This window comes from Sulfurovum lithotrophicum (assembly GCF_000987835.1).
GTDB lineage: Bacteria > Campylobacterota > Campylobacteria > Campylobacterales > Sulfurovaceae > Sulfurovum > Sulfurovum lithotrophicum.
In genome coordinates, this window is sequence record NZ_CP011308.1 from 629,632 (window position 1) to 651,770 (window position 22,139).

Genomic DNA, 22,139 nt, shown 5'->3' on the forward strand with positions numbered 1-22,139 from the left:
TACACATTTGGCTACCTCCTGCGCGTGTAGGGTGGGAATTGCCCCACTACAAAGGGAAATAGTCATAAAAACAATGATTATGGCGAAAGCCCAATAAAATTGAATATCAAAGAGAAGAAATTGGAAAAAAAAGATACAAATAAAAAAGTTCCCTGCCGATACTGTAAGCAGGAAGTAGAAGATGGTGTGAAACGATGTCCGCACTGCGGAACACACAATCCGAGTATCGGCGTTAAGCGAGCACTTATCTGGACATTAAGTGTCATTGCTGTCTTGTATCTGTTGAATTTTATTTTGCAGGTGATACAAAATTAATATTCTTTAACTACTTTTTTGTTGGCATATAAGTGTATGTATATCAATATACACAGTAATTTATGCCAACTCAGCCAACTTTATCTCATATTTCCCATTGATCTCTTCGAGTGCTTCGGTAGCCACTTCCAGCCTTTCAAAGAGCGCTTCTATCTCTGTTTGTGTCTCAGCAACAGCTTTGGAATGTTCTATCATTGCGGAATTGTTTCCGGAATTTGAAGCAGTCTCAAGGGCTGTATTTTGCTCCTCTTCGAGGATTTCAAGCTCTTCGAGCCTCTTTTCGCAGAATTTGATCTCTTCTCTGACAGATTTGGCCTCTTTGGCTTTTTCTTCTATGATGGCACTCCGTCTCTTTTTACGCTCTTTTTTGTCAAGCTTTGGTTTGCTCTTTTTAGGCTTGACTGTACCTTCTTCCTCTTCCCAGCCAATCTTTTCGAGAAAGTCATCGTAGCTGCCGTCAAAATATTCCGCACCGCCTTTATGAAAAATAATGAGTGCGTCAGCCAGCCGCCTAAGCAGCATTTCGGAGTGAGTGACCATGATGGTCGAGCCCTGAAAAGAGGCTATGGCATCACAGAGCGAATCGATGGACTGCATGTCGAGGTGGTTGGTCGGTTCATCGAGCAGGAGAAGGTTTGCAGGTGTTGCTATGATCTTACCCAGCATGACACGGCTTCGTTCACCCCCTGAAAGCACTTCTATCTTTTTGTCCGCCAGTTCGCCGGAGAACATCATCGTTCCGCAGATGGCACGCACTTCGGCCATGCCGATTTTCTTATCGACAGAGGTGATCTCATCTATGATGGTATGTTGGGTGTTGAGTCGTTCGATGTTCGTCTGTCCGAAGTGTGCCATGGTGGTGGAGGGGTGAAAAGAAAGGGTACCCTGCTGCCGGGGCAGTTCCCCTGCGATATAGTTGAGCAGGGTAGATTTACCTTTGCCGTTCTTCCCTATGATAGCGAGTGTCTTTCCGTTCTCCATCGCAAAAGTGAGATGTTCAAAAAGCGGTTGATCTTCCTTGTATCCAAAACCGAGGTCCTCTGCCCTGAAAAGTATCTTGGCAGGTGTCTCTTTGTAGTTGAAGTGAAAAGAGAGGGAGTTTTCGCTCTCCAACTCATCCATCTCTTCCATTTTTTCGAGTATTTTCACCTTGGACTGTGCCAGGGCAGCAGTGGATGCTCTGGCTTTGTTGCGTGCAATGAAATCTTCAAGCTCTTTTCGTTTCTTTTCCTGATTGAGTCTGGTCTTTTCATAGGTCTCATCCTGCAGTGCAAGTGTTTCATAGTACTTGTGTGTATCTCCCTGGACCATAAAAAGACCTTTACGCTGTATGCCCATCGTATGTGTGGTCACGGCATCCATGAATTCCCGGTCGTGTGTGATGAGAACGACCTCTCCGTCAAATTCGCGTATGAACTGTTTGAGCCAGCGCAGTGAGAGAAGGTCGAGGTAGTTGGTCGGTTCATCCAGCAGCAGCATATTGGGCTCGGTCGCCAGGAGTTTTGCAAGGTTGATACGTATCTGGTACCCACCCGAAAAACTCAAAGGGTCTTTTTGAAGGTCCTCTGCAGTAAAGCCCAGACCAAAAAGGATCTTTTCGATCTTGTAGAAGTTGTACTGTTCATCTTCGGGGAGTATCTGTGCGCACTCCTCTTCAACAGTATGCTTGGTAAATTCGAGGTGCTGCCGCAGGGTACCGATACGGTAATTTTTCGGGATGCTGATCTCCCCTTCGTCATAACTTTCTTCTCCGAGTATCAGTTTGAAAAGGGTTGATTTACCTGTACCGTTACGTCCTATAAGGCCGATCTTCTGATGGGCCGTGACTTTAAGGTTGAGATTTTTGAAAAGTGTCTGACCACCGAAGCTTTTGGAAAGGTTTGTGAGCTGTATCATCTATCGTCCAATTGTGAAATATTGGACGAAGTATAGCGAAAATGCCATAGAGGTTCCCTATGCTTTTTTAGATAGGATAGCGCATAGGCATCTTTGATCAATCTTGAGGGATGCCGTAGTCTTTTCCGTAATTCTCCACAACAAAATCGATATCTTTGTCGCCGCGTCCGGAAAGATTGACAAGTATCGTTCCGACATCAGGCTCCTGTGCGAGCTTGAGCGCATAGGCGACCGCGTGTGCCGATTCGATGGCAGGAATGATCCCTTCTTCTCTTGAAAGTTCGAAGAATGCATCAATCGCCTCTTTGTCATTGATGGAACCGTAGTTGACACGGCCGAGATCTTTGAGGTAGGCATGCTGCGGTCCTACGGAAGGGTAGTCCAGTCCGCTGGCAACCGAATAGACTTCCTGAGGTTCACCGTTTTCATCCTGAAGCATATAGGATTTGAAGCCATGCATGACACCCGGTTTTCCCAAAGTGATTGTTGCGGCATTCTCTCCAGGGATATCGAGGCTTCTACCGGCAGGTTCTACGCCATGCATGGCAACGGATTCGTCATCGATGAAAGCGGTAAACAGCCCCATGGCATTTGAACCGCCGCCTACACATGCGACAAGATTGTCAGGGAGTTTTCCTGTCATTAGCTGGAACTGTTCTCTGGCTTCCACCCCTACGATGGACTGAAAATCTCTTACCATCCGCGGGAAAGGGTGGGGCCCTACCACCGAACCGATGGCGTAAAGTTGTGTCACCGGATCTTTAAGGTAATTCTCGAATGCCGTATCGACGGCCTCTTTCAGGGTACGTCTGCCATGTGTAGCAGGAATGACGTTTGCACCTAGAATGTGCATTCTGACCACATTGGGGTGTTCTTTTGCCATATCGACCTCACCCATATAAATATCACATTCAAGTCCGACAAGAGCGGCTGCAGTGGCAAGCGCTACTCCATGCTGTCCGGCACCGGTCTCTGCGATGATCTTCTTTTTCCCCATTTTCTTGGCAAGCAGTGCTTCTCCCAGGCAGTGGTTGATCTTGTGTGCACCGGTGTGGTTGAGGTCTTCCCTTTTTAGGTAGATATCGGCACCATATTTTTCGGAAAGGTGTTTCGCATGGAAGATCGGGCTTGGACGGCCAACGTAATGCTGGTAAAGGTCTGCAAGCTCTTCAAGGAATTCCGGATCCTGTCTTATCTCTTCGTAGGATGCGGTGATTTCATCCATGATCGTCTGTAGTTCAGGAGGAATGAATGCACCGCCGTATTCCCCAAAATATCCTTTTTCATCCGGTAGCGGACAGTTGAAAATGTTTGTTGCCATAAAATATCCTTTGAAATAGTTGATTAAAATATTGTACTTAAAAAGGGTTTTTGAGTGACTGAATTCAGGATACCTTTAAAGAGCTCTGTAAAAGTATGATTTGGTTATAATAATCAAAAGTAAAAATTATATATTGGAATGGGGGAGGCTAAGAGTGAACTATCCGAATTTTCCAGAAAACTGCAAATCATTGCTTTGCAAGTACCTGACGCCAGAAGTGTTTGATCTGCTAAAAGACAGGAAAACATCCAATGGTTTTACCCTGGAACAGGCGATCAATTCCGGGGTAAAGAACCCGGACAGCAATATCGGTGTCTATGCAGGGGACAAAGAATCGTACAGAGTCTTTGCACCCCTGTTCGATCCGATCATAGAAGAGTACCATGGATTTACCAGAGATGATTCCCACCACAGTTGTATGGAACCTGATCTGCTGAAAGCTCCCAATCCGGACCCGGAAGGAAAATTCATTCTCTCAACAAGGATCAGGGTAGGACGCAATGTCGATAATATGCCCCTGGGTCCGGCTATCTCAAGAGAACAGCGAAACAAGGTAGAGGCCGATGTGATCCAGGCTCTCTCCCGGCTTGAAGGAGAACTAGCCGGAAAGTACTATCCGATCCTTGGGATGAGCAAAGAGGTACAGGATGCATTGATCAAAGATCACTTTTTATTCAAAGAGGGTGACCGTTTCCTTAATGCTGCCGGGCTGAACCGGGACTGGCCTGAAGGCAGGGGGATATACCATAACAACGACAAGACTTTTCTGGTATGGGTCAATGAGGAAGATCAGCTGCGCATCATCTCCATGCAGAAGGGGGGAGACATCAAAGAAGTCTTTACCCGCCTGGTCAATGCGGTCAAAAGCATCGAAACAAAAATTCCTTTCTCCTACAGCTATCATCTGGGGTTCATCACTTCCTGTCCTACCAATCTCGGTACTGCCATGCGGGCAAGTGTCCATATAGCTCTGCCGAAACTCTCGCAGAATATGGAGGCTTTCAAAGCCATTACAGACAAGTATCATTTGCAGATACGAGGCATTCACGGAGAACACAGTGAAAGTGAAGGCGGTATCTATGACATCAGTAACCGCCGCCGTTTAGGTATTACCGAAGTACGGGCGGTACAGGATATGTACAACGGTGTCGTTGCGCTGATCGATGCAGAAAAGGCCTTGGGATAAGTTACTCTTTTGTGATACACTCTTTCGAGTTTCTTTATGCGTAGGGTGTGCAATAGCACACCATTTGATAGAATTGGTATACAATCTAGTTTTTGTCAAAAGGCCTTATGAAAGGTGCATGCACCCCAAGGGCATTTCCTTCGGGCATTACGCACCTATGGATATCTTTGATCCTAAAAAAATAGATAGTATTTTTTTATATCCCCTCCATCCTTCGTGCTTCAAAATAGACAAGCCTGTCACCTGAGAACTTGAAGAAGAGTTCGATGGGCCGGCAGCAGACCTCACAGTCTTCGATGTATTCACTCTCCTCTTCGGAGGAGTCAAGTACCATGGATATCTGTTCCCAGCAGTAGGGACAGGTAAAAAAATGTTCCATCACTTTTCCTCTTTTTTGAACCATTTTGTCAGCCACTCCGGCAGTGTACACCCACTGCAGTTTCCCGATCTCTCACAACGTGTGATTTGAATATTCCTCCAAAGCATGAAAGCAAAACCGAGGGCGATCACAAGTTGCAGGATGCCGATGTTGTAGTAACCTTCCATGAGGTTCTGGATGCTGAGGACGAGCATGATGAGGGTAATGATGAGGCACATAATGATATCCTGATTTTTATATGATTGTATTATACTTCTTTTTGTTGTATCCAACTTTTATGTTATTTTGGGTTTCTTTGATACTTTTTTTAAAAAAAGTATCGCAAAAAATCGTCACTTCACAAGCATGTGGACGGTGACTTCGGCATCTTGCTCCGCAAATGTGGATGCCTTCGTAACCTGCATGCCCATGTTCAGTGACAAATAAAATATATTGTAGGATGCTGTGTCCTCACAGCACTGTTAAAACGAAAGGTTATTTAAACATGTCAAATATTATAGAACATTTCAAAACGTTAACGCAGATACCGCACTGTTCAAAGGATGCAGACAAACTGTGTGATTTTCTGGTGGATTTTGCCAAGGAGAGGGGATATGAGGTTGAAGTGGATAGCACAAAGAATATTTACATTCACAAGGGAACTCCTTCACTCTGTCTTCAGGCGCATTACGACATGGTCTGTATGGGGAAGGCACCGCAGATAGAGACGTATGAAGAAGAGGGCTGGATGAAGGCGAAGGACTCCTCTCTGGGTGCGGACAACGGTATGGCGATCGCGATGATGATGCAGTTGATGGATGAGGGAAGGGTTTTGGAATTTCTGTTGACCTCTGATGAGGAGATAGGGTTGATCGGTGCGAATGAAGTGGCCTTTGATTTCAAGGCAGCCTATATGCTCAACCTGGACAGCGAAGATGAGGCAGAAGTCTATATAGGATGTGCCGGTGGGGCGGATATCACGGCCTTCAAGCAGGACAGTTATGCCGAAGGGAAAGGAGACTGTTACGAAGTGGCGGTCAAAGGGCTTGCTGGTGGACACTCCGGTGTGGATATCAACAAGGGGATCCCCTCTGCCATCAAAGTGTTGGGGCGCTACCTGGCGCAAAAAGATGTCACACAGCTCGCGAGTATTTATGCCGGGGAGCGTCGAAATTCCATTCCTGCCAATGCCGTGGCGATCGTCCGATGTGAAAAGCTGTTGGAGAATGAGGGAGGGGTGCAGGTTCGCAAGCTCAGAGAATCTCCAATGATTCTGAGTGAGGGCGATAAGCTCATTGCACTTATAAATGCCTTTAAACATGGGGTACGAAAAGAGAACAGAGAATTAGGTATTCCCGATGTCAGTATCAACCTGGCCATTATCAATGCCGATGAACGGGGCGGGGTCACTATTGAAACCAGTGCAAGAGCGATGGATGCAGATTCTCTAGATGCATTGACCTATGAGACAGTTTCATTCTTTGAAATGTACGGCTTCGAGAGCAAAGTGGAAGATAAATACCCTGCGTGGAAACCTGATATAACCGACTTTACCAAACTGGTGGACGAAAAGATGAAAGAGGTCTTTGGAAAAAGTAAACTTATGGCGATCCATGCCGGGCTGGAATGCGGTGTGATCGCCGAGAAATATCCGAAGATGAAGTTCGCTTCCATCGGTCCGACCATACGCTATCCGCATTCGACCAGAGAGAGAGTAAAACTTGATTCTGTGGAAAAGACCTTTACTGTTTTGGATAAAATTATTCAATCAGTCTAAATGATGATGAAAATTAATCGAGCTTAAGAGAATAAGGAGTAAAATTTAAAGATACACATATTAAAGGAAAGCTATGAAAACGATCTTTCAGGATTTGGAATACTTAAAAAAGAATGTCGAAGACAAAAAAGCACAAAATATACTTAAAGAGCTTGAGGGGAACATCCATCTTCTCAAAACCAAAAGCGGGCTTACCCAGCTGATGAACAAGAAAAAACTGGCAAAGATCACCCGCAATGTCGAGTATGAAAATGAACTTAAAGAACTTCAGGTAGAGCTTATCAAGCTGCAAAACTGGGTCTATGAGAACAAGAAACGCGTGATGATCATCTTTGAAGGGCGTGATGCTGCAGGGAAAGGTGGTTCCATCAAACGTTTTACCCAGTATCTTAACCCCAGAAAATTCAGAGTGGTCGCTTTGCAGAAACCTACCGAGGTAGAAACGGGTCAGTTCTACTTTCAGCGTTACTTCCAACATCTTCCCAATCCTGGAGAGATCACCTTTTTTGACAGAAGCTGGTACAACCGTGCCATTGTAGAACCCGTCTTTGATTTCTGTACGCCTGAACAGTATGAAAAGTTTATGAAGGAAGTGCCGGAGATAGAGCATGCCCTCATAGATGACGGGATCATTCTGATCAAATTCTGGTTCTCCATCACCAAAGAGAATCAGCAGAAACGATTCAAGGAACGTATGACAAATCCTTTGAAGCACTGGAAACTGAGCCCGGTCGATCAGAAAGCCCAGGAGATGTGGGACAAGGTGACCTACTACAAGGAGGAGATGTTCTCCCGTTCACATACAGGCTATGCCCCATGGATCATCGTGGACAGTAACGACAAGAAAAAAGCCAGACTGGAGTCAATACGTTATGTACTCTCACAGATCCCATATGAAGGGAAAGAAGATGCAAAGATCAACCTGCATCATGATCCGGAGGTCGTTGAGCGTTACCACAGAAGAACACATAGCGAGAATTAGAGCTTTTTAAACTTTGAAACTCTCTTTTGTTCTGCAATGTGCTGCCATGAAGCAGTCGTCGCACTCCGGTTTGATTGCTTTGCATCTGTAACGTCCAAAAAGTACCATCGCCTGGTGGAGCCGATGCAGGTCGGTCTTGAATTTTTTGCTTAACTCCTCTTCGCATTTTACTGCGGTTTTGGCATCGCAGAGTCCCAGGCGGTGTGCCACTCTGAAAACATGGGTATCGACTGCCATCAGGTTGGCTCCGGTATACTCAATCATCACGACATTTGCGGTTTTCTGTCCTACACCGGCAAGTTTGACAAGTTCATCTCTCTCAAGTGGTATTTCATTGCCGTAATTCTCCACCACGGACTGTGCCATCTTGATGAGATTTTTCGCCTTGTTGTTGAAAAAGGAGCAGGTGTTGATGTAGGATTTGACTTCATCCAGGTCAGCATTGGCAAGCGAGACCGGATCCGGGTATCTTTCAAAGAGGGCAGGGGTGATGATGTTGACCCTCTTGTCGGTACATTGTGCAGAGAGCATCACTGAGATAAGAAGTTCATAGAGATTCCTGTACTCCAGTTCAGTGACCGAATCGGGATAGTGTTCCAAAAAGAGTGCTTTGATCTCTTCGATCTCTTTTTTTGTCGCTTTTTTCACTTTGACCATAATAAAGTTCACCTTTAGCATGAATTATGCTGCAATATTATCACATTAATGAATGATTTACCTAAGAGAGATATAATCTTAATAAATTTTCAATACATACAAGGATACATACATAAATGGTAAAAATCATTAAAACATCACTCGTAGCAGCAGCTTTCATGACATCATCACTCATAGCATCGGACATTCTTGCAACAGTCAACGGTAAGAATATCACAAAGCAGGATGCAGAGGCATTTGTAAGTGCAACTGCACAGAATGCACACTTTTCACAGCTTACGCCAGCACAGAAGAAGATGATTACAGAGAGACTGATTGAAAAAGAGCTTTTTAAGGAATTGGCCCAAAAAGAGGGGATTGAAAATGATCCCGAGTTTAAAGTGGCACTTGAGAAGATCAAAGATGAGCTCGCTGTCAACCTCTGGATGAAAAAACAGCTTGACAGTATTGTCGTTTCTGACAGTGAAGCCAAAGAGTTCTATGAAAAGAACAAAGACAAGTTCATTCAAAAAGAGATGGTACAGGCAAGACACATCCTGGTCAAAGATGAAAAAACGGCCAAAGAGATCATCAAAGAGTTGAAACCATTAAAAGGTGAGGCGCTTCAAGCAAAATTCATTGAGTTGGCAAAAGAAAAATCGACAGGTCCTTCAGCACCAAAGGGTGGAGAACTTGGAAAATTCAGCAAAGGTCAGATGGTACCTGAATTCTCCAAAGCAGTGTGGTCACTGAAAAAAGACGAGATCACACTGGAGCCGGTAAAAACACAGTTTGGTTATCATATTATCCTACTTGAAGACAAAATAGAAGCACAGACAGTCCCTTACGAAAAGGTCAAAGACAAAATCATCGCTTCTCTGAAACAGCAGCAGTTTTCCCAAAAAGTGGCATCGATCGCAAAAGAGCTCAAGAGCAAAGCGAAGATCGTAAAAAATATGGCAAAGGCAGATGCTGCAAAGAAATAGTGTAACGTCAATCATATAAAAGGGGAGGAAAAATATGAGAAAAATTGCTGTAGCTGCAGGTATGTCGTTTGGGATACTTGTAAGTTCACTGTCTGCCGACATACTGAAGACTCATCTGTCACACATGGTACATGAAAAAGATGCAACACCGGGTATGGTGGATCTCAGCAGACTTGACATGCCAATAGGTGGACCGGTCAAATCAAGATCTTCCCATGCCGTTATTGCTACTGTTGACGGTTACAAGATCCGTAAAAAAGAGGCGGATGCCTACATTAAATCGAGAACCAAAGGTAAAATTACGGATTTCGATGCTCTCCCTAAAGATCAGCAGTTAAGATTGGTCAGGGAACTCAGTTTGCCTCTATTGATGGCAAGTCAGGCTAAAAAAGAACTCTCCGAGCAGGAAAAGGAAGGGGCTTATGTCAGTGCCTGGATACGCAAACAGGCTGCAAAAGTCACTGTAACAGATGCAGAAGTTCAAATGCTGTATAATCAATTGAAACAAAAGGCAATGGAACGTAATGCTACCAACACTATCCTTCCTCCGTTCGAGAGTGTCAAGAACAAGATGAAAAGTCAGATACTTGAGAAGAAGATCATGGACGGTCTGATGAAAGATGTCAAAATCGAAGTGGCTGCACCTACAGCACTGCCGCCTATGATGATACGAAAGCCTTAAAACCCCGGTTTAGATAAAAAACGGTAGAATATATACAAAAAATCACGAAGGTATAAAATGAAAAAAACACTAAAAACGGTGGGGCTTGCTTTGGTATTGACTACTTTGACACTGTCTGCCGAAACAGCAGGAACAGTAAACGGCATGGAAATCTCAGTAGCAGAAGCAAATAAAGCACTCAACGTGATCAGCAGAGGTCAGGCAAGCTGGGATAAAATTAACAAAGAGCAGAAAGAACAGGTACTCAAAATGATTGCACCGAGCAAGCTTGCAGCGGTCAAAGCAAAAAAAGAGTTGACACAGAAAGAAAAAGATGTAGCGCTCAGTAACCTCTGGATACAAAAAAAGATGTCTGAGGTCAAGCTTTCAGACAAAGAGGTGAAAGACGCGTATGAAAAACTGAAAGCAGCAGCGGAAAAAGCGAATCCAAAAAAAGCATTCCCTCCATTTGATGCCGTAGAGAAAAATATCAAGATGAAAGTGGCTCAGGAAAAGGTTGTTGCCGACTTGATGAAAAATGCAAAAATCAAACTAAAGTAATCTTATTGGAGAAAATGTAATATGCCTACAAAAGTATTGGATATTCTAGAGACGGGTGTCGTTACGGGTGATGACCTTCAAATACTCTTCAGGATCGCAAAAAAAGAAGAATATGCTATTCCGGCAGTAAATGTGGTCAGCACCTCTTCGATCAACGCGGTATTGGAATCTGCCAAAAACGTCAATTCTCCTGTCATTGTACAGTTCTCGAACGGTGGCGGTGCCTACTATGCAGGGAAAGGACTTTCTTCTGATAAAGCTGCGATCCTGGGTACGATCTCCGGTGCACAGCATGTGCATACAGTAGCGAAGGCCTATGGCGTACCGGTAGTCCTGCATACGGACCATGCATCGAGAAAACTGCTTCCCTGGATCGATGCACTTCTTGATGCCAGTGAAGCACATTTCAAAGCACACGGTACACCGCTTTTCTCTTCACACATGATTGATCTTTCCGAAGAGCCCATCGAAGAGAATATCGCTACATGTAAAGCCTATCTTGAGCGAATGAGCAAGATCGGTATGACGCTTGAGATAGAACTGGGTGTGACCGGTGGAGAAGAAGACGGTGTAGACAATACGGACATCGACAACTCTTTGCTTTATACGCAGCCTGAAGAAGTGGCCTATGCCTATGAAGAGCTTATGAAAGTTTCAGACATGTTCACGATCGCCGCATCGTTCGGTAACGTACATGGTGTCTACAAACCGGGCAATGTCCAACTGACACCAAAGATTCTTGATAACTCCCAGGCATATATCGAAGAGAAGTACGGTACTTCCAAAAAACCTGTCAATTTCGTCTTCCACGGTGGTTCGGGTTCTGAACTTTCCGACATACGTGAAGCCATCGGCTACGGTGTGATCAAAATGAATATTGATACGGATACCCAATGGGCTTTCTGGGATGGTGTGCGTAAGTATGAAGCGAAATACCATGACTATCTTCAGGGACAGATCGGGAATCCAGAGGGAGAAGACAAACCGAACAAGAGCTATTATGACCCGAGAAAATGGCTGAGGGAAGGTGAGCTTTCTATGGTGAAGCGTCTTGAACAGGCCTTTGAAGATCTCAATTGCGTGGGACGCAATTGAGAGACATGTAGGGTGCTGTGCACTCATGGCACCAAAATCGATAATTTTTCATGGTGCTGTCTGGAGACAGCACCTTACAAGCATTATAAATCATGAATCACTTCTTTTTACCTTCCCCAATCCAATCCATTACTGTTGAAAACAAACATTTCTACCTCAAAAGAGATGATCTCATCCATCCGGATTTTTCCGGTAACAAAGCCCGTAAATTCCACTATTTTCTCCAAAATAATCTTCCCCATGTCCAAAAAGCAGTCTCCTACGGTTCATCCCAGTCCAATGCGATGTATTCACTCTCCGTTCTTGCAAAGATGAAAGGATGGGAGTTTGAGTATTTTGTGGATCATATTGCAGATTATTTGAAAGAGAATCCTCACGGTAACTACAAAGCCGCACTGAATAACGGTATGCAATGCCGTTTGATGGAAGATGGAGGATGGAAGATGGAGGATGAAGAAAATACGCTTTTCATTGCAGAGGGTGGCAGACAGAAAGAAGCAGCATTTGGCATCAGACTTTTGGCTGAAGAGATCATTGAATGGCAAAAAGAACAGCATATTGATGAACTCAATGTTTTTTTACCGTCTGGCACAGGTACGACAGCATTGTATCTTCAAAAATCATTATCAATCATCAATCATCATGAAGTCTCGCAGGAACGAGGACAATCATTAATCCAGGTATTTACCTGTCCCTGTGTTGGTGACAGTACCTATCTGAAAAAACAGTTTTCTATGCTTGAAGAGGATGAAAAATACCATCCTCGAATTCTTACACTGGATAAAAAACACCATTTTGGAAAACTCTATAGAGAAAATTACGAAATTTGGCTAAAATTACAACAACAAACGGGAGTGGAGTTCGATCTCCTTTACGATCCTTTGGGATGGCGGACGTTACTTGCGCATTCTGAAGTATATACTACAAAGCCGACTTTGTATATTCATCAGGGCGGTTTGTTGGGTAATGAAAGCATGCTCCCGAGGTATGAACGGAAATACCGGAAATAAAACTGTAGGGTGCGTAATTACGTACTAAAAAGGTAGATAATGAAAATATTTTACAGCAACGACGACACGTTTGAAGGAAACTTCAATGAACTTCTCGAACGCGGGAAAATGGATATAGAGGGTGTAACTGGTATCGTTTCCGGCCTTCTAAAGGAGATACAGACAGATGGGAACAAAGCATTAAAGTCCCAGATCGCGAGATTTGATAGATGGGAGCCGCAAAGTGATGATGAGCTTCTGGTCTCGACAAATGATATGGCAAAAGCCTATGAAAATATCGATCCGAAGCTGAGAGGTGCATTGCACCTGGCGTATGACCGTATCGAGGCCTATCACCAGAAATTGATGCCGAAGACTTGGATGGATGAAGAGGAAAACGGTACGATACTGGGTCAAAAGGTGACAGCTGTGGACAAGGCAGGACTTTACATCCCAGGTGGAAAAGCGGCATACCCTTCTTCCCTGCTGATGAATGTCATTCCTGCCCAGGTTGCCGGGGTAGAGGAGATCATAGTCTGTACACCGGCTCCGGACAATGAGCTGAATGAACTGCTGCTTGCCGCCTGCCACCTCTGTAAAGTCACCAAAGTATTTAGAGTAGGCGGTGCCTCTGCGATCGGTGCGATGGCATACGGAACAGAGACCATACCAAAAGTGGATGTCATCACGGGTCCTGGTAACATCTTTGTAGCGACGGCCAAAAAGCTTGTGTACGGTGAAGTGAATATCGACATGATAGCGGGACCGAGTGAGATCGGCATCTTGGCGGATGAAAGCGCAAGAGAGGATTATCTTGCGATCGATCTGCTTTCGCAGGCGGAACATGATGAGATGGCAAGCTCCATACTCATCACTACAGACAGTGAACTGGCGAACAGGGTCTCTGACAAGGTGGAGGAGTTCCTCGGGACACTTTCTCGTGAAGAGATTGCCAGAAAGTCCATCGAAGAGCGTGGAGCGATCATTGTCACAAAAGATATGGACGAAGCGATCGACCTGATGAACGAGATCGCGCCAGAGCACTTGGAAGTGGTGACGAAAGATCCAATGTCTCTGCTGGACAGCATCAAACATGCAGGGGCCATCTTCCTTGGCGAAAATACACCGGAGCCTATCGGTGACTATGTTGCAGGCCCAAACCATACACTGCCTACGGGAGGAACAGCAAAGTTCTATTCGCCGTTGAGTGTGGAAAATTTCCTGAAAAAGTCCTCGATCATCATGATGAGCAAAAAGGGAATGGACGACATAGGTGGACAATGTGCTATGATAGCCAATACGGAAGGTTTGACTGCGCATGAAGAGTCAGTACGTATCCGTTTAAGAAACTAAATAAAAGGGCGTATTATGTTAAAAGTTTATTTTGGAGAGTGGGCTGACGGAAGACTGAAAAGGCTGGCGTATCTCGGGTATTATTTTTTGCTGATAGTACTCTCTGTTGCCGTTATTCTTGGTGCTATAATCGCCGTGGGAGCTACAGAGAAGATCATGGGAGGAGATGTCCTTGCAATTCAGGCAATGCTGATGGATCACTTTGGCTTTGCCGTCATGGCAGGGTTTATGGTCTTTTTCATAGCCATGATAGTCGCGCAGGTCAATATACTGGCAAAGCGCATACGTGATATGGGCCTGCCTGCAGTATGGACGATCCTTGGGCTCATTGCCATCTCGATCACACTCAACATACTCTTCCCCGTACAGTCTATGGAAGTGAACACAGCCATTGTCAAAACGGCAGAGAGCACAGTGATCAGCACCGCGGGTACACATGCCAATACCGGCAGCATGGTCGTTCAACTGTTCGATATGGTCGTGTTCCTCTGTCTGGTTTTTATCCCGAGTGATGCTTTCAGAAAGAACAGATAGCGTTTTCCCTTCTCTTTGTAGGGTGTGTAATCACGCACCTGAGATACCTGATTTTTTAACGTACATATGTATTGTAAAGTATAAATGCTTTAGTGATGGGAATTGCTAATTGAACAAGTGTGGTGCGGACAAGAGGACTCGAACCTCCACGGGATTGCTCCCACTAGAACCTGAATCTAGCGCGTCTACCAATTCCGCCATGTCCGCGTGTTTATCATTGGATTTTTATGATTATAATGTAAAGAAGTGGCGCGGCGGACGAGACTCGAACTCGCGACCCCCTGCGTGACAGGCAGGTATTCTAACCAACTGAACTACCGCCGCACCTGAACCTTAAAAGGTTGAAAAATATTGTATCTTTTTTTCTTTAAAAAAAGACTTTCAGAACAAAACTAGTTTTGTAAGCTTTCTGCTGAAGAAAACCCAGTGTTAACGTAGCTGAAGATGAGCTTTGCTCATTTCGCGTTCTTTCAAATGGTGGTCGCTACAAGACTCGAACTTGTGACATCTACCTTGTAAGGGTAGCGCTCTACCAACTGAGCTAAGCGACCTTCTATCGAGCCATACGATAGGTTGGCGACCCCTAGAGGATTTGAACCTCTGTGACTACGATGAAAACGTAGCATCCTTGGCCACTAGATGAAAGGGTCATCTAGATCCAAACAGTCATATTTGAATGGTGGTCGCTACAAGACTCGAACTTGTGACATCTACCTTGTAAGGGTAGCGCTCTACCAACTGAGCTAAGCGACCAAATTATGAAACTGTTGTGGTGGTGACCCGTCTAGGATTCGAACCTAGGGCCCACTCCTTAAAAGGGAGTTGCTCTACCAACTGAGCTAACGGGTCAACGATGATAAAATTGTAAATAAATGGCGCGGCGGACGAGACTCGAACTCGCGACCCCCTGCGTGACAGGCAGGTATTCTAACCAACTGAACTACCGCCGCACATTTATATATACTAGTGGTGACCCGTCTAGGATTCGAACCTAGGGCCCACTCCTTAAAAGGGAGTTGCTCTACCAACTGAGCTAACGGGTCACATTTTGCAGGTTTAACTTGCAATAAGTGGACGGAATTATAGCTCAGAAACCTTTGATTGTCAAGAGATTTCTGAAATTATTTAAAAATTTATAGCCTGACTTAGTTTCTCAATAGCAAAGATGACAGATTGCTTCTGCACTTCTTCTCTGTTCCCATGGAAAAGGCAGTGATATATTTCTGTACCAGAAGGTGTTTTAATGCCTATGTATACAGTGCCGACCGGCTTGAGTTCTGTACCGCCGGTAGGACCTGCTATGCCGGATACGGCAATGGCATAGTCCGCCTTTGCCATTTTAGCAATGCCGTCAAGCATCTGTGATACACATTCCCTGCTTACTGCACCAAATTTTTCCAGTATATCGTTATCTACGCCAAGCCACCGGTGTTTGATCTTGTTGGAATAGGTCACGGCCGAGCCGTGCAGTACGTTGGAAGCGCCGGAGACAGCGGTAAATTCGGCTGCGATACGACCCCCTGTACAGCTTTCTGCAAAAGTGATGGTCTGTTTCTTTTCGGTGAGTATATGTATGATCTGCTCAGTCTTTTTTCTAATCTCTTTCATAAGAAAATTGTATCGAAAGTACCTTTTAAACGGGATTTCGATACAATCACGGGATAATATATCAGGGGCAACCCTAAGAAGGTGTTATCGACAATGGATTTCAAAGAAACCCTCCTCCTCCCAAAAACAGACTTTCCGATGCGTGGAAATCTTCCGGCGAATGAGCCTAAACAATACAAAACATGGTTTGATACCAATATTTATGAGCAGATGAAAGCCAAACGTGAAGGGGCAGAACTCTTTACGCTGCATGACGGACCTCCGTATGCCAACGGCGACATCCATATTGGACATGCACTCAACAAGATCCTTAAAGATATCATTCTGAAGTACAACTATTTTCAGGGTAAAGCGGTCCGTATGACGCCGGGCTGGGACTGCCACGGTCTTCCTATCGAGCAGAAGGTCGAGGAGAAACTCGGTAAAAGCAAGAAAGAGGCGATGCCGACAGAAAAGTTCAGAGAACTTTGCCGAGCACATGCTGCCAAGTTCGTCGATATCCAGAGAGACGAATTCAAATCTCTGGGTGTGGTTGCCGACTGGGAGAACCCGTATGTGACTATGGATTTCAAATTCGAAGCAAATATTTACCGCACACTTTGTGAAGTGGCAAAAAGGGGACTGTTGGTCGAGAGACACAAGCCGATCTTCTGGTCATGGGCGGCGAGAACGGCTTTGGCCGATGCAGAAGTAGAGTATGAAGATAAAGAAGATTACTCCATCTATGTACACTTCGAACTCTCGGATGCAGCCAAAGAGAAGCTGGGACTGGAGGGGAAAGCGGGACTGGTCATTTGGACCACGACACCCTGGACACTGCCTGCCAATACCGGTATTTCCATCAATCCTGATGAAATGTATGTGCTTACCGATGACGGACACATCGTTGCAGATGCGCGTTACGATGCAATGATAGAAGAGGGAGTGGTCTCAGGACATGCTTCACGCAAAATCGCTGCAACGGAACTTGACGGACTGCTGGCGATCAATCCGTTGAATGGACGCCCTTCCAAAGTAGTACTGGGAGAGCATGTCCTGATGGATGGTGGTACAGGGTGTGTACATACCGCTCCTGGACACGGTGAAGATGACTATAAGGTAGGATTAAAGAACGGCCTTGAAGTAGTGATGCCTGTGGATGAGCGCGGATGTTATGACGAGTCTGTAGTTGGTCTTGATCTGCTTCCGGATGCAGAAAAGTTCGTAGGTATGCACATTTTCAAAGCCAATGAGCCGATCCTGGAGCTCCTGGGGGATAACCTTTTGAAGGTCAGCAAGTTCACTCACTCCTACCCGCACTGCTGGAGAACAAAGAAACCACTGATCTACAGAGCGACGAATCAATGGTTCATCTCCATCGACGATGCTGCCAAAGGTGCCGACAAGACTTTGAGAGAGGCAGCGGTAGATGCCATAGACAGTGTTGATTTCTATCCGGCTTCTTCAAAGAACAGACTGAAGCCGATGGTTGAGGGCAGACCGGACTGGTGTATCTCGCGTCAGAGAAGCTGGGGCGTGCCGATAGCCTTTTTCAGGGTAAAAAGCACCAAAGCGGTCATCTTCGACGAAGATGTACTTGAACATGTGGCATCCCTCTTCGACGAACACGGTGCGGATGCATGGTATTCGATGAGCATTGCCGAACTTCTTCCGTCAGGAAGCAAATACGATCCTGATGACCTTGAGAAGATCGAAGATATCCTCGATGTCTGGTTCGACAGTGGTTCCACATGGAATTCGGTTTTGAGTTCAGGCAACTATGATGCGGGGAATTACCCGGCATCACTTTACCTTGAAGGATCAGACCAGCACCGAGGCTGGTTCCAGTCCTCCCTGCTGCTCTCCTCCGCGATCAACGGTATTGCGCCATACGAGACCATCATCACCCACGGTTTCACCATGGATGCCAAGGGTGAGAAGATGTCCAAGTCCAAAGGAAATGTGGTTGCGCCTGAAAAAGTGGTCAAACAGTTCGGTTCTGAAATATTGAGACTCTGGGTCGCACTTTCGGACTATCAGAATGACCAGAAGATCTCCGATGATATTTTGAAACAGACTGCGGAGCAGTACAGAAAGATCAGAAATACATTCAGATTTTTGCTGGCAAATGTCAATGACCTGGATGCTTTGGTCTCTGCAGATGCCTATGGCGAACTCGACAGATGGATACTCAACAAAGCAGGTGATGTCTTCGCTTCCGTCAAAGAATCTTTTGAAACCTATGACTTCCTGAAAGGCTTTGCGACACTGAATCATTTCATTACCAACGAGCTCAGCGGTATCTATATGGACGTTACCAAAGACAGGCTTTACTGTGAAGCGAAAGATTCGGATGTCAGACGTGCGACACAGTCGGCCATGGCATTGATTTCCAAAGCGATGCTGGGACTGATTGCACCGGTACTGACCTATACTGCAGACGAGATCCTGGCATATGCGCCGGCCATTTTCAAAGGCGATATGGAAAATGTCTTTGACCTTGTCTATGAAGCGGTACCTGAAACAGCGGCAAGTTTCGATGATGCGATCCTTTTGGAAGCGCGTGAGAAATTTTCAGAAGAGATTGATTCTCTGAAAAAAGAGAAGGTCATCAAGGCGACACTGGAGCTTGAGATTGCAGGAGATAGAGACCTTCTCTCTATCAGCGACGATAAAGACCTTGAAGATTGGTTCGTAGTTTCTGCCGTGAAAGAGAGCAGTGACGGTGAACAGCTTGCTTCTTTTGAAGTGGAAGGAAAGACCTTTACCGTACACAGAGCGACTATGGAAAAATGTCCGAGATGCTGGCGATTTACCAGCACATTGGAAGATTGTCTTTGTGAACGCTGTGCCAAAGTGGTAGGTGCCTGATGTTCGATCTCTCCCAGCCTGTACCGATGGAAGTGATCGTCGGATCGATCATTTTTATTTTTGGTCTGGTGGGAATCGGTCTGGCCGTAGTGGCCTATTATAAGAAAAAAGAAAAGAGCAAGGAAGAGTAGTGATCACACTAAAAGAAGCATTGACGAAATCCAGTGAAGAATTGGCTGCACTCAGGGCTGAACTTGAAGAGAAGGCAAAGGTGTCGGACCTGAATGCCTATGTCGGTTATGAGAGTTCGGGAGAAGGCGTTCCCATTCTCATTAAAGATAACATACAGGTCAAAGGATGGCCTGTCACTTCTGGTTCAAAGATCCTTCAGGGCTATGTTGCCCCATATGAAGCGACAGCCATCAAGAATCTCAAAGCCAAGGGGATGATGGCATTCGGACGTGCCAATATGGATGAATTTGCCATGGGGTCGACCACGGAAAGCTCTTTCTATGGTCCTACGAAAAACCCCCACGGAACTGACAGAGTCCCCGGTGGTTCTTCAGGAGGGTCTGCGGCAGCGGTTGCCGGAGGTATCGCTATTGCTGCACTGGGCTCCGATACGGGCGGTTCCATCCGCCAGCCGGCGGCTTACTGCGGTGTTGTGGGGATGAAACCGACTTATGGAAGGGTCAGCCGTTTTGGACTTTCCGCCTATGCTTCAAGTCTTGATCAGATAGGGCCTATTGCCCAGAACGTAGAAGATGCGGCTATTTTGTATGATGCGATCAAGGGACACGATGAGAAAGACTCCACCTCTGCAGATTTCGAGATAGAAGATATTGCCAACAATCTCAACCCCGATGTGAAACTGACCATTGCTGTCATAGATTCACATGTCGAGGCTGCGGATGCAAATATACAAAGTGCTTTTAACGCAACCGTAGAAAAACTTGCAGCAGCAGGACATACTATTGTACACAAAGAGATGTCAAAGACCAAGTATGACATTGCCACATATTATGTACTTGCCACAGCGGAAGCCGCTACGAACCTTGCTCGCTATGACGGAGTACGCTACGGACGAAGAGCGGAAGCGAAGAACACCGAAGAACTCTTCTTTAACACAAGAAGCGAAGGTTTTGGTGAAGAGGTCAAAAGACGTATCATGCTTGGTAACTTCGTGCTCTCTTCTGGATATTACGATGCCTACTATGTCAAAGCACAGAAGGTAAGACACTTGATCCGCGACGGGTACAACAGTATTTTTGAGGAAGCAGACCTCATTCTCTCTCCGGTCGCTCCGTCCGTGGCTCCAAAGATCGGCTCGATCCATGATCCTCTCGAAATGTACAAGAGCGATATGTATACGCTGGGCGTGAACCTTGCAGGGCTTCCCGGTATCTCGCTCCCTGTGGAAAAAAATGACGAAGGTATGCCAATCGGCCTACAGCTGATCGCAAAAGCTTTTGATGAAAAAACTCTCTTTAACGGTGCTGCCAGTATGGAAAAAGCAGTTAACTATACAAAATAAATTACGAAGGAATATATAATGAACATTAAAAAAAGAGCACTTACATTCGAAGATGTACTACTGGTCCCGCAGCACTCAACGGTCCTTCCCAAAGAGGTTAGTGTCAAGACACAATTGACACGTAATGTTTCTCTCAATATTCCTATTGTCTCTGCCGCAATGGATACGGTAACAGAGTTTAAAGCAGCCATTGCGATGGCAAGACTGGGCGGTATCGGTGTGATCCATAAAAATATGGATGTAGCCACACAGGCACTTCAAGTCAAAAAGGTCAAAAAGTCAGAGAGCGGGATCATTATAGACCCTATCTATATCAGTCCGGATGCAACGGTAGGCGAAGCGGATGCGTTGATGGGCGAATACAGAATTTCAGGTGTACCCGTAGTGGATTCCAACAAGAAACTCATCGGTATCATCACCAACCGTGATATGCGTTTTATTACCGATATGAGCCTCAAAGTGGCAGATACGATGACACCGGCTCCGCTTGTGACAGCCAAAAAAGGTACGACCCTCGAAGAGGCGGCCAAGGTACTGCAAAAACACAAGATCGAAAAGCTTCCTATCGTGGATGATGATGGCAAACTGAAGGGCCTGATCACGATCAAAGATATCGAGAAAAAAGTACAGTTCCCCAATGCGAACAAAGATGAATTCGGTCGTCTCAGAGTGGCAGCCGCCATCGGTGTCGGACAGCTTGACAGAGCCAAAGCACTGGTTGAAGCAGGTGTAGATGTCATTGTGCTTGACTCTGCGCATGGACACTCCCAGGGTATCATTGATACGGTCAAGATCATCAAAAAAGAGTTGGATGTAGATGTGATCGCAGGGAACATCGCAACCGGTGCAGCGGCTCTGGATCTCATTGAAGCCGGAGCGGATGGTGTGAAAGTAGGTATCGGGCCCGGTTCCATCTGTACGACACGTATCGTTGCGGGTGTAGGGGTACCCCAGATCTCCGCTATCGATGAAGTGGCAGAAGTTGCCAACAAAGCGGGTGTCCCGGTGATCGCCGACGGCGGTATCAAATACTCCGGTGACGTTGCCAAAGCGCTTGCAGTCGGCGGAAGCTGTGTCATGCTCGGTTCTGCACTGGCAGGAACATACGAAGCTCCGGGTGAAATGATCATCTATAACGGAAGACAGTTCAAGGAATACCGTGGTATGGGCAGTATCGGTGCGATGACCAAAGGAAGTACAGACAGATACTTCCAGGAGGGAACCGCAGCGGACAAACTCGTTCCCGAAGGGATCGAAGGACGTGTACCTTACCGTGGAAAGATCGCAGATGTGGTACACCAGATGATCGGCGGACTCCGTTCATCCATGGGGTACTGTGGATCGGAGAGCATCAAAATGTTCTGGGAGAAAGCGGAATTCGTCGAGATCACCTCTGCCGGATTGAAAGAGTCACATGTGCATGATGTAACCATTACGAAAGAAAGTCCTAACTATCACGGGTAATATCCTTATTTCATTATTCCACCTTTTTTAAGGTGGATCTTCCATTTCACTCAAACTTCAAGCAAGCACAAGCTATAATTTATCAATAAAAGT

At 45.7% G+C, this 22,139-nt stretch carries 20 protein-coding genes and 8 tRNA genes; 14 read left to right on the plus strand and 14 right to left on the minus strand.

What is annotated here, in order from left to right; genetic code table 11:
• Positions 1-375 precede the first annotated feature (375 nt).
• Together YH65_RS02985 and trpB are read right to left on the minus strand one after the other, a co-directional pair.
• Positions 376-2,211: an ABC-F family ATP-binding cassette domain-containing protein gene (locus YH65_RS02985; RefSeq protein ID WP_046550566.1), complete on the minus strand. Its 1,836-nt coding sequence runs from the start codon at positions 2,209-2,211 to the stop codon at positions 376-378.
• 97 nt (positions 2,212-2,308) lie between these two features.
• Complete coding sequence (gene trpB, locus YH65_RS02990) at positions 2,309-3,532, minus strand: tryptophan synthase subunit beta (RefSeq protein ID WP_046550567.1); 1,224 nt, start codon at positions 3,530-3,532, stop codon at positions 2,309-2,311.
• 154 nt (positions 3,533-3,686) lie between these two features.
• On the opposite strand from trpB, the gene YH65_RS02995 reads away from it, so the two are divergent.
• The gene (locus YH65_RS02995) at positions 3,687-4,718 is read left to right on the plus strand and encodes a phosphagen kinase (protein WP_046550568.1); all 1,032 of its coding nucleotides are present in this window, start codon (positions 3,687-3,689) and stop codon (positions 4,716-4,718) included.
• A gap of 196 nt (positions 4,719-4,914) precedes the next feature.
• Here YH65_RS02995 and YH65_RS03000 read toward each other — a convergent pair whose 3' ends face one another.
• Both YH65_RS03000 and YH65_RS03005 read right to left on the minus strand, forming a co-directional pair.
• The gene (locus tag YH65_RS03000; RefSeq protein WP_084722011.1) at positions 4,915-5,097 is read right to left on the minus strand and encodes a zinc ribbon domain-containing protein; all 183 of its coding nucleotides are present in this window, start codon (positions 5,095-5,097) and stop codon (positions 4,915-4,917) included.
• Positions 5,097-5,315 carry a hypothetical protein gene (locus tag YH65_RS03005; RefSeq protein WP_046550570.1) on the minus strand — a complete coding sequence of 73 codons (219 nt, stop codon included), beginning with the start codon at positions 5,313-5,315 and terminating at the stop codon, positions 5,097-5,099. The genes YH65_RS03000 and YH65_RS03005 overlap by 1 nt, the downstream gene beginning before the upstream one ends.
• Before the next feature lie 266 nt (positions 5,316-5,581).
• On the opposite strand from YH65_RS03005, the gene YH65_RS03010 reads away from it, so the two are divergent.
• Both YH65_RS03010 and ppk2 read left to right on the plus strand, forming a co-directional pair.
• The gene (locus YH65_RS03010; RefSeq protein WP_046550571.1) at positions 5,582-6,853 is read left to right on the plus strand and encodes a M20/M25/M40 family metallo-hydrolase; all 1,272 of its coding nucleotides are present in this window, start codon (positions 5,582-5,584) and stop codon (positions 6,851-6,853) included.
• Between the two features lie 73 nt (positions 6,854-6,926).
• Positions 6,927-7,835, plus strand: a complete 909-nt coding sequence (gene ppk2 / locus YH65_RS03015) for a polyphosphate kinase 2 (RefSeq protein WP_084722012.1) — start codon at positions 6,927-6,929, stop codon at positions 7,833-7,835.
• A 6-nt stretch (positions 7,836-7,841) separates the two neighbouring features.
• Here ppk2 and nth read toward each other — a convergent pair whose 3' ends face one another.
• On the minus strand, positions 7,842-8,492 hold the full coding sequence (gene nth / locus YH65_RS03020; protein ID WP_179944239.1) for an endonuclease III: 651 nt from the start codon (positions 8,490-8,492) through the stop codon (positions 7,842-7,844).
• Between the two features lie 116 nt (positions 8,493-8,608).
• On the opposite strand from nth, the gene YH65_RS11625 reads away from it, so the two are divergent.
• From YH65_RS11625 to YH65_RS03055, 7 genes are all read left to right on the plus strand, one after another.
• Positions 8,609-9,457: a peptidylprolyl isomerase gene (locus tag YH65_RS11625; RefSeq protein WP_046550572.1), complete on the plus strand. Its 849-nt coding sequence runs from the start codon at positions 8,609-8,611 to the stop codon at positions 9,455-9,457.
• Positions 9,458-9,491: 34 nt separating this feature from the next.
• Positions 9,492-10,139, plus strand: coding sequence for a hypothetical protein (locus tag YH65_RS03030; protein ID WP_046550573.1), 648 nt, complete (start codon positions 9,492-9,494; stop codon positions 10,137-10,139).
• 57 nt (positions 10,140-10,196) lie between these two features.
• Positions 10,197-10,679, plus strand: coding sequence for a hypothetical protein (locus YH65_RS03035; protein ID WP_046550574.1), 483 nt, complete (start codon positions 10,197-10,199; stop codon positions 10,677-10,679).
• A 21-nt stretch (positions 10,680-10,700) separates the two neighbouring features.
• Entirely contained in the window at positions 10,701-11,774 is a 1,074-nt protein-coding gene (fbaA, locus tag YH65_RS03040; RefSeq protein ID WP_046550575.1) for a class II fructose-bisphosphate aldolase, read from the plus strand.
• A 92-nt stretch (positions 11,775-11,866) separates the two neighbouring features.
• Entirely contained in the window at positions 11,867-12,784 is a 918-nt protein-coding gene (locus YH65_RS03045; RefSeq protein ID WP_046550576.1) for a 1-aminocyclopropane-1-carboxylate deaminase/D-cysteine desulfhydrase, read from the plus strand.
• A gap of 39 nt (positions 12,785-12,823) precedes the next feature.
• Positions 12,824-14,116 carry a histidinol dehydrogenase gene (gene hisD / locus YH65_RS03050; protein ID WP_046550577.1) on the plus strand — a complete coding sequence of 431 codons (1,293 nt, stop codon included), beginning with the start codon at positions 12,824-12,826 and terminating at the stop codon, positions 14,114-14,116.
• A 15-nt stretch (positions 14,117-14,131) separates the two neighbouring features.
• The gene (locus YH65_RS03055) at positions 14,132-14,650 is read left to right on the plus strand and encodes a DUF805 domain-containing protein (protein ID WP_046550578.1); all 519 of its coding nucleotides are present in this window, start codon (positions 14,132-14,134) and stop codon (positions 14,648-14,650) included.
• 120 nt (positions 14,651-14,770) lie between these two features.
• On the opposite strand, the gene YH65_RS03060 is transcribed toward YH65_RS03055, so the two are convergent.
• The 9 genes from YH65_RS03060 to YH65_RS03100 all read right to left on the minus strand — a co-directional run bounded on the left by YH65_RS03060 (position 14,771) and on the right by YH65_RS03100 (position 16,258).
• Positions 14,771-14,857, minus strand: a tRNA-Leu gene (locus tag YH65_RS03060).
• Positions 14,858-14,897: 40 nt separating this feature from the next.
• Positions 14,898-14,974 (minus strand) — tRNA-Asp (locus YH65_RS03065).
• Positions 14,975-15,125: 151 nt separating this feature from the next.
• A tRNA-Val gene (locus YH65_RS03070) sits at positions 15,126-15,201 on the minus strand.
• A gap of 23 nt (positions 15,202-15,224) precedes the next feature.
• Positions 15,225-15,300, minus strand: a tRNA-Glu gene (locus YH65_RS03075).
• A gap of 27 nt (positions 15,301-15,327) precedes the next feature.
• Positions 15,328-15,403 (minus strand) — tRNA-Val (locus YH65_RS03080).
• Between the two features lie 20 nt (positions 15,404-15,423).
• Positions 15,424-15,499, minus strand: a tRNA-Lys gene (locus YH65_RS03085).
• Positions 15,500-15,523: 24 nt separating this feature from the next.
• Positions 15,524-15,600: transfer RNA gene (locus YH65_RS03090), tRNA-Asp, on the minus strand.
• Between the two features lie 17 nt (positions 15,601-15,617).
• Positions 15,618-15,693, minus strand: a tRNA-Lys gene (locus YH65_RS03095).
• An 82-nt stretch (positions 15,694-15,775) separates the two neighbouring features.
• Positions 15,776-16,258 carry a CinA family protein gene (locus YH65_RS03100; RefSeq protein ID WP_046550579.1) on the minus strand — a complete coding sequence of 161 codons (483 nt, stop codon included), beginning with the start codon at positions 16,256-16,258 and terminating at the stop codon, positions 15,776-15,778.
• 93 nt (positions 16,259-16,351) lie between these two features.
• On the opposite strand from YH65_RS03100, the gene ileS reads away from it, so the two are divergent.
• From ileS to guaB, 4 genes are read left to right on the plus strand one after another with little or no spacing between them, the layout of a single operon-like run.
• Positions 16,352-19,108, plus strand: coding sequence for an isoleucine--tRNA ligase (ileS, locus tag YH65_RS03105; protein ID WP_046550580.1), 2,757 nt, complete (start codon positions 16,352-16,354; stop codon positions 19,106-19,108).
• Positions 19,108-19,239 carry a hypothetical protein gene (locus YH65_RS11700; RefSeq protein ID WP_281175043.1) on the plus strand — a complete coding sequence of 44 codons (132 nt, stop codon included), beginning with the start codon at positions 19,108-19,110 and terminating at the stop codon, positions 19,237-19,239. The genes ileS and YH65_RS11700 overlap by 1 nt, the downstream gene beginning before the upstream one ends.
• Entirely contained in the window at positions 19,239-20,582 is a 1,344-nt protein-coding gene (gatA, locus tag YH65_RS03110; protein ID WP_046550581.1) for an Asp-tRNA(Asn)/Glu-tRNA(Gln) amidotransferase subunit GatA, read from the plus strand. Before YH65_RS11700 ends, gatA begins: the two co-directional genes overlap by 1 nt.
• A gap of 18 nt (positions 20,583-20,600) precedes the next feature.
• Positions 20,601-22,046, plus strand: coding sequence for an IMP dehydrogenase (gene guaB, locus YH65_RS03115; protein WP_046550582.1), 1,446 nt, complete (start codon positions 20,601-20,603; stop codon positions 22,044-22,046).
• The last annotated feature ends 93 nt before the right edge of the window (positions 22,047-22,139 follow it).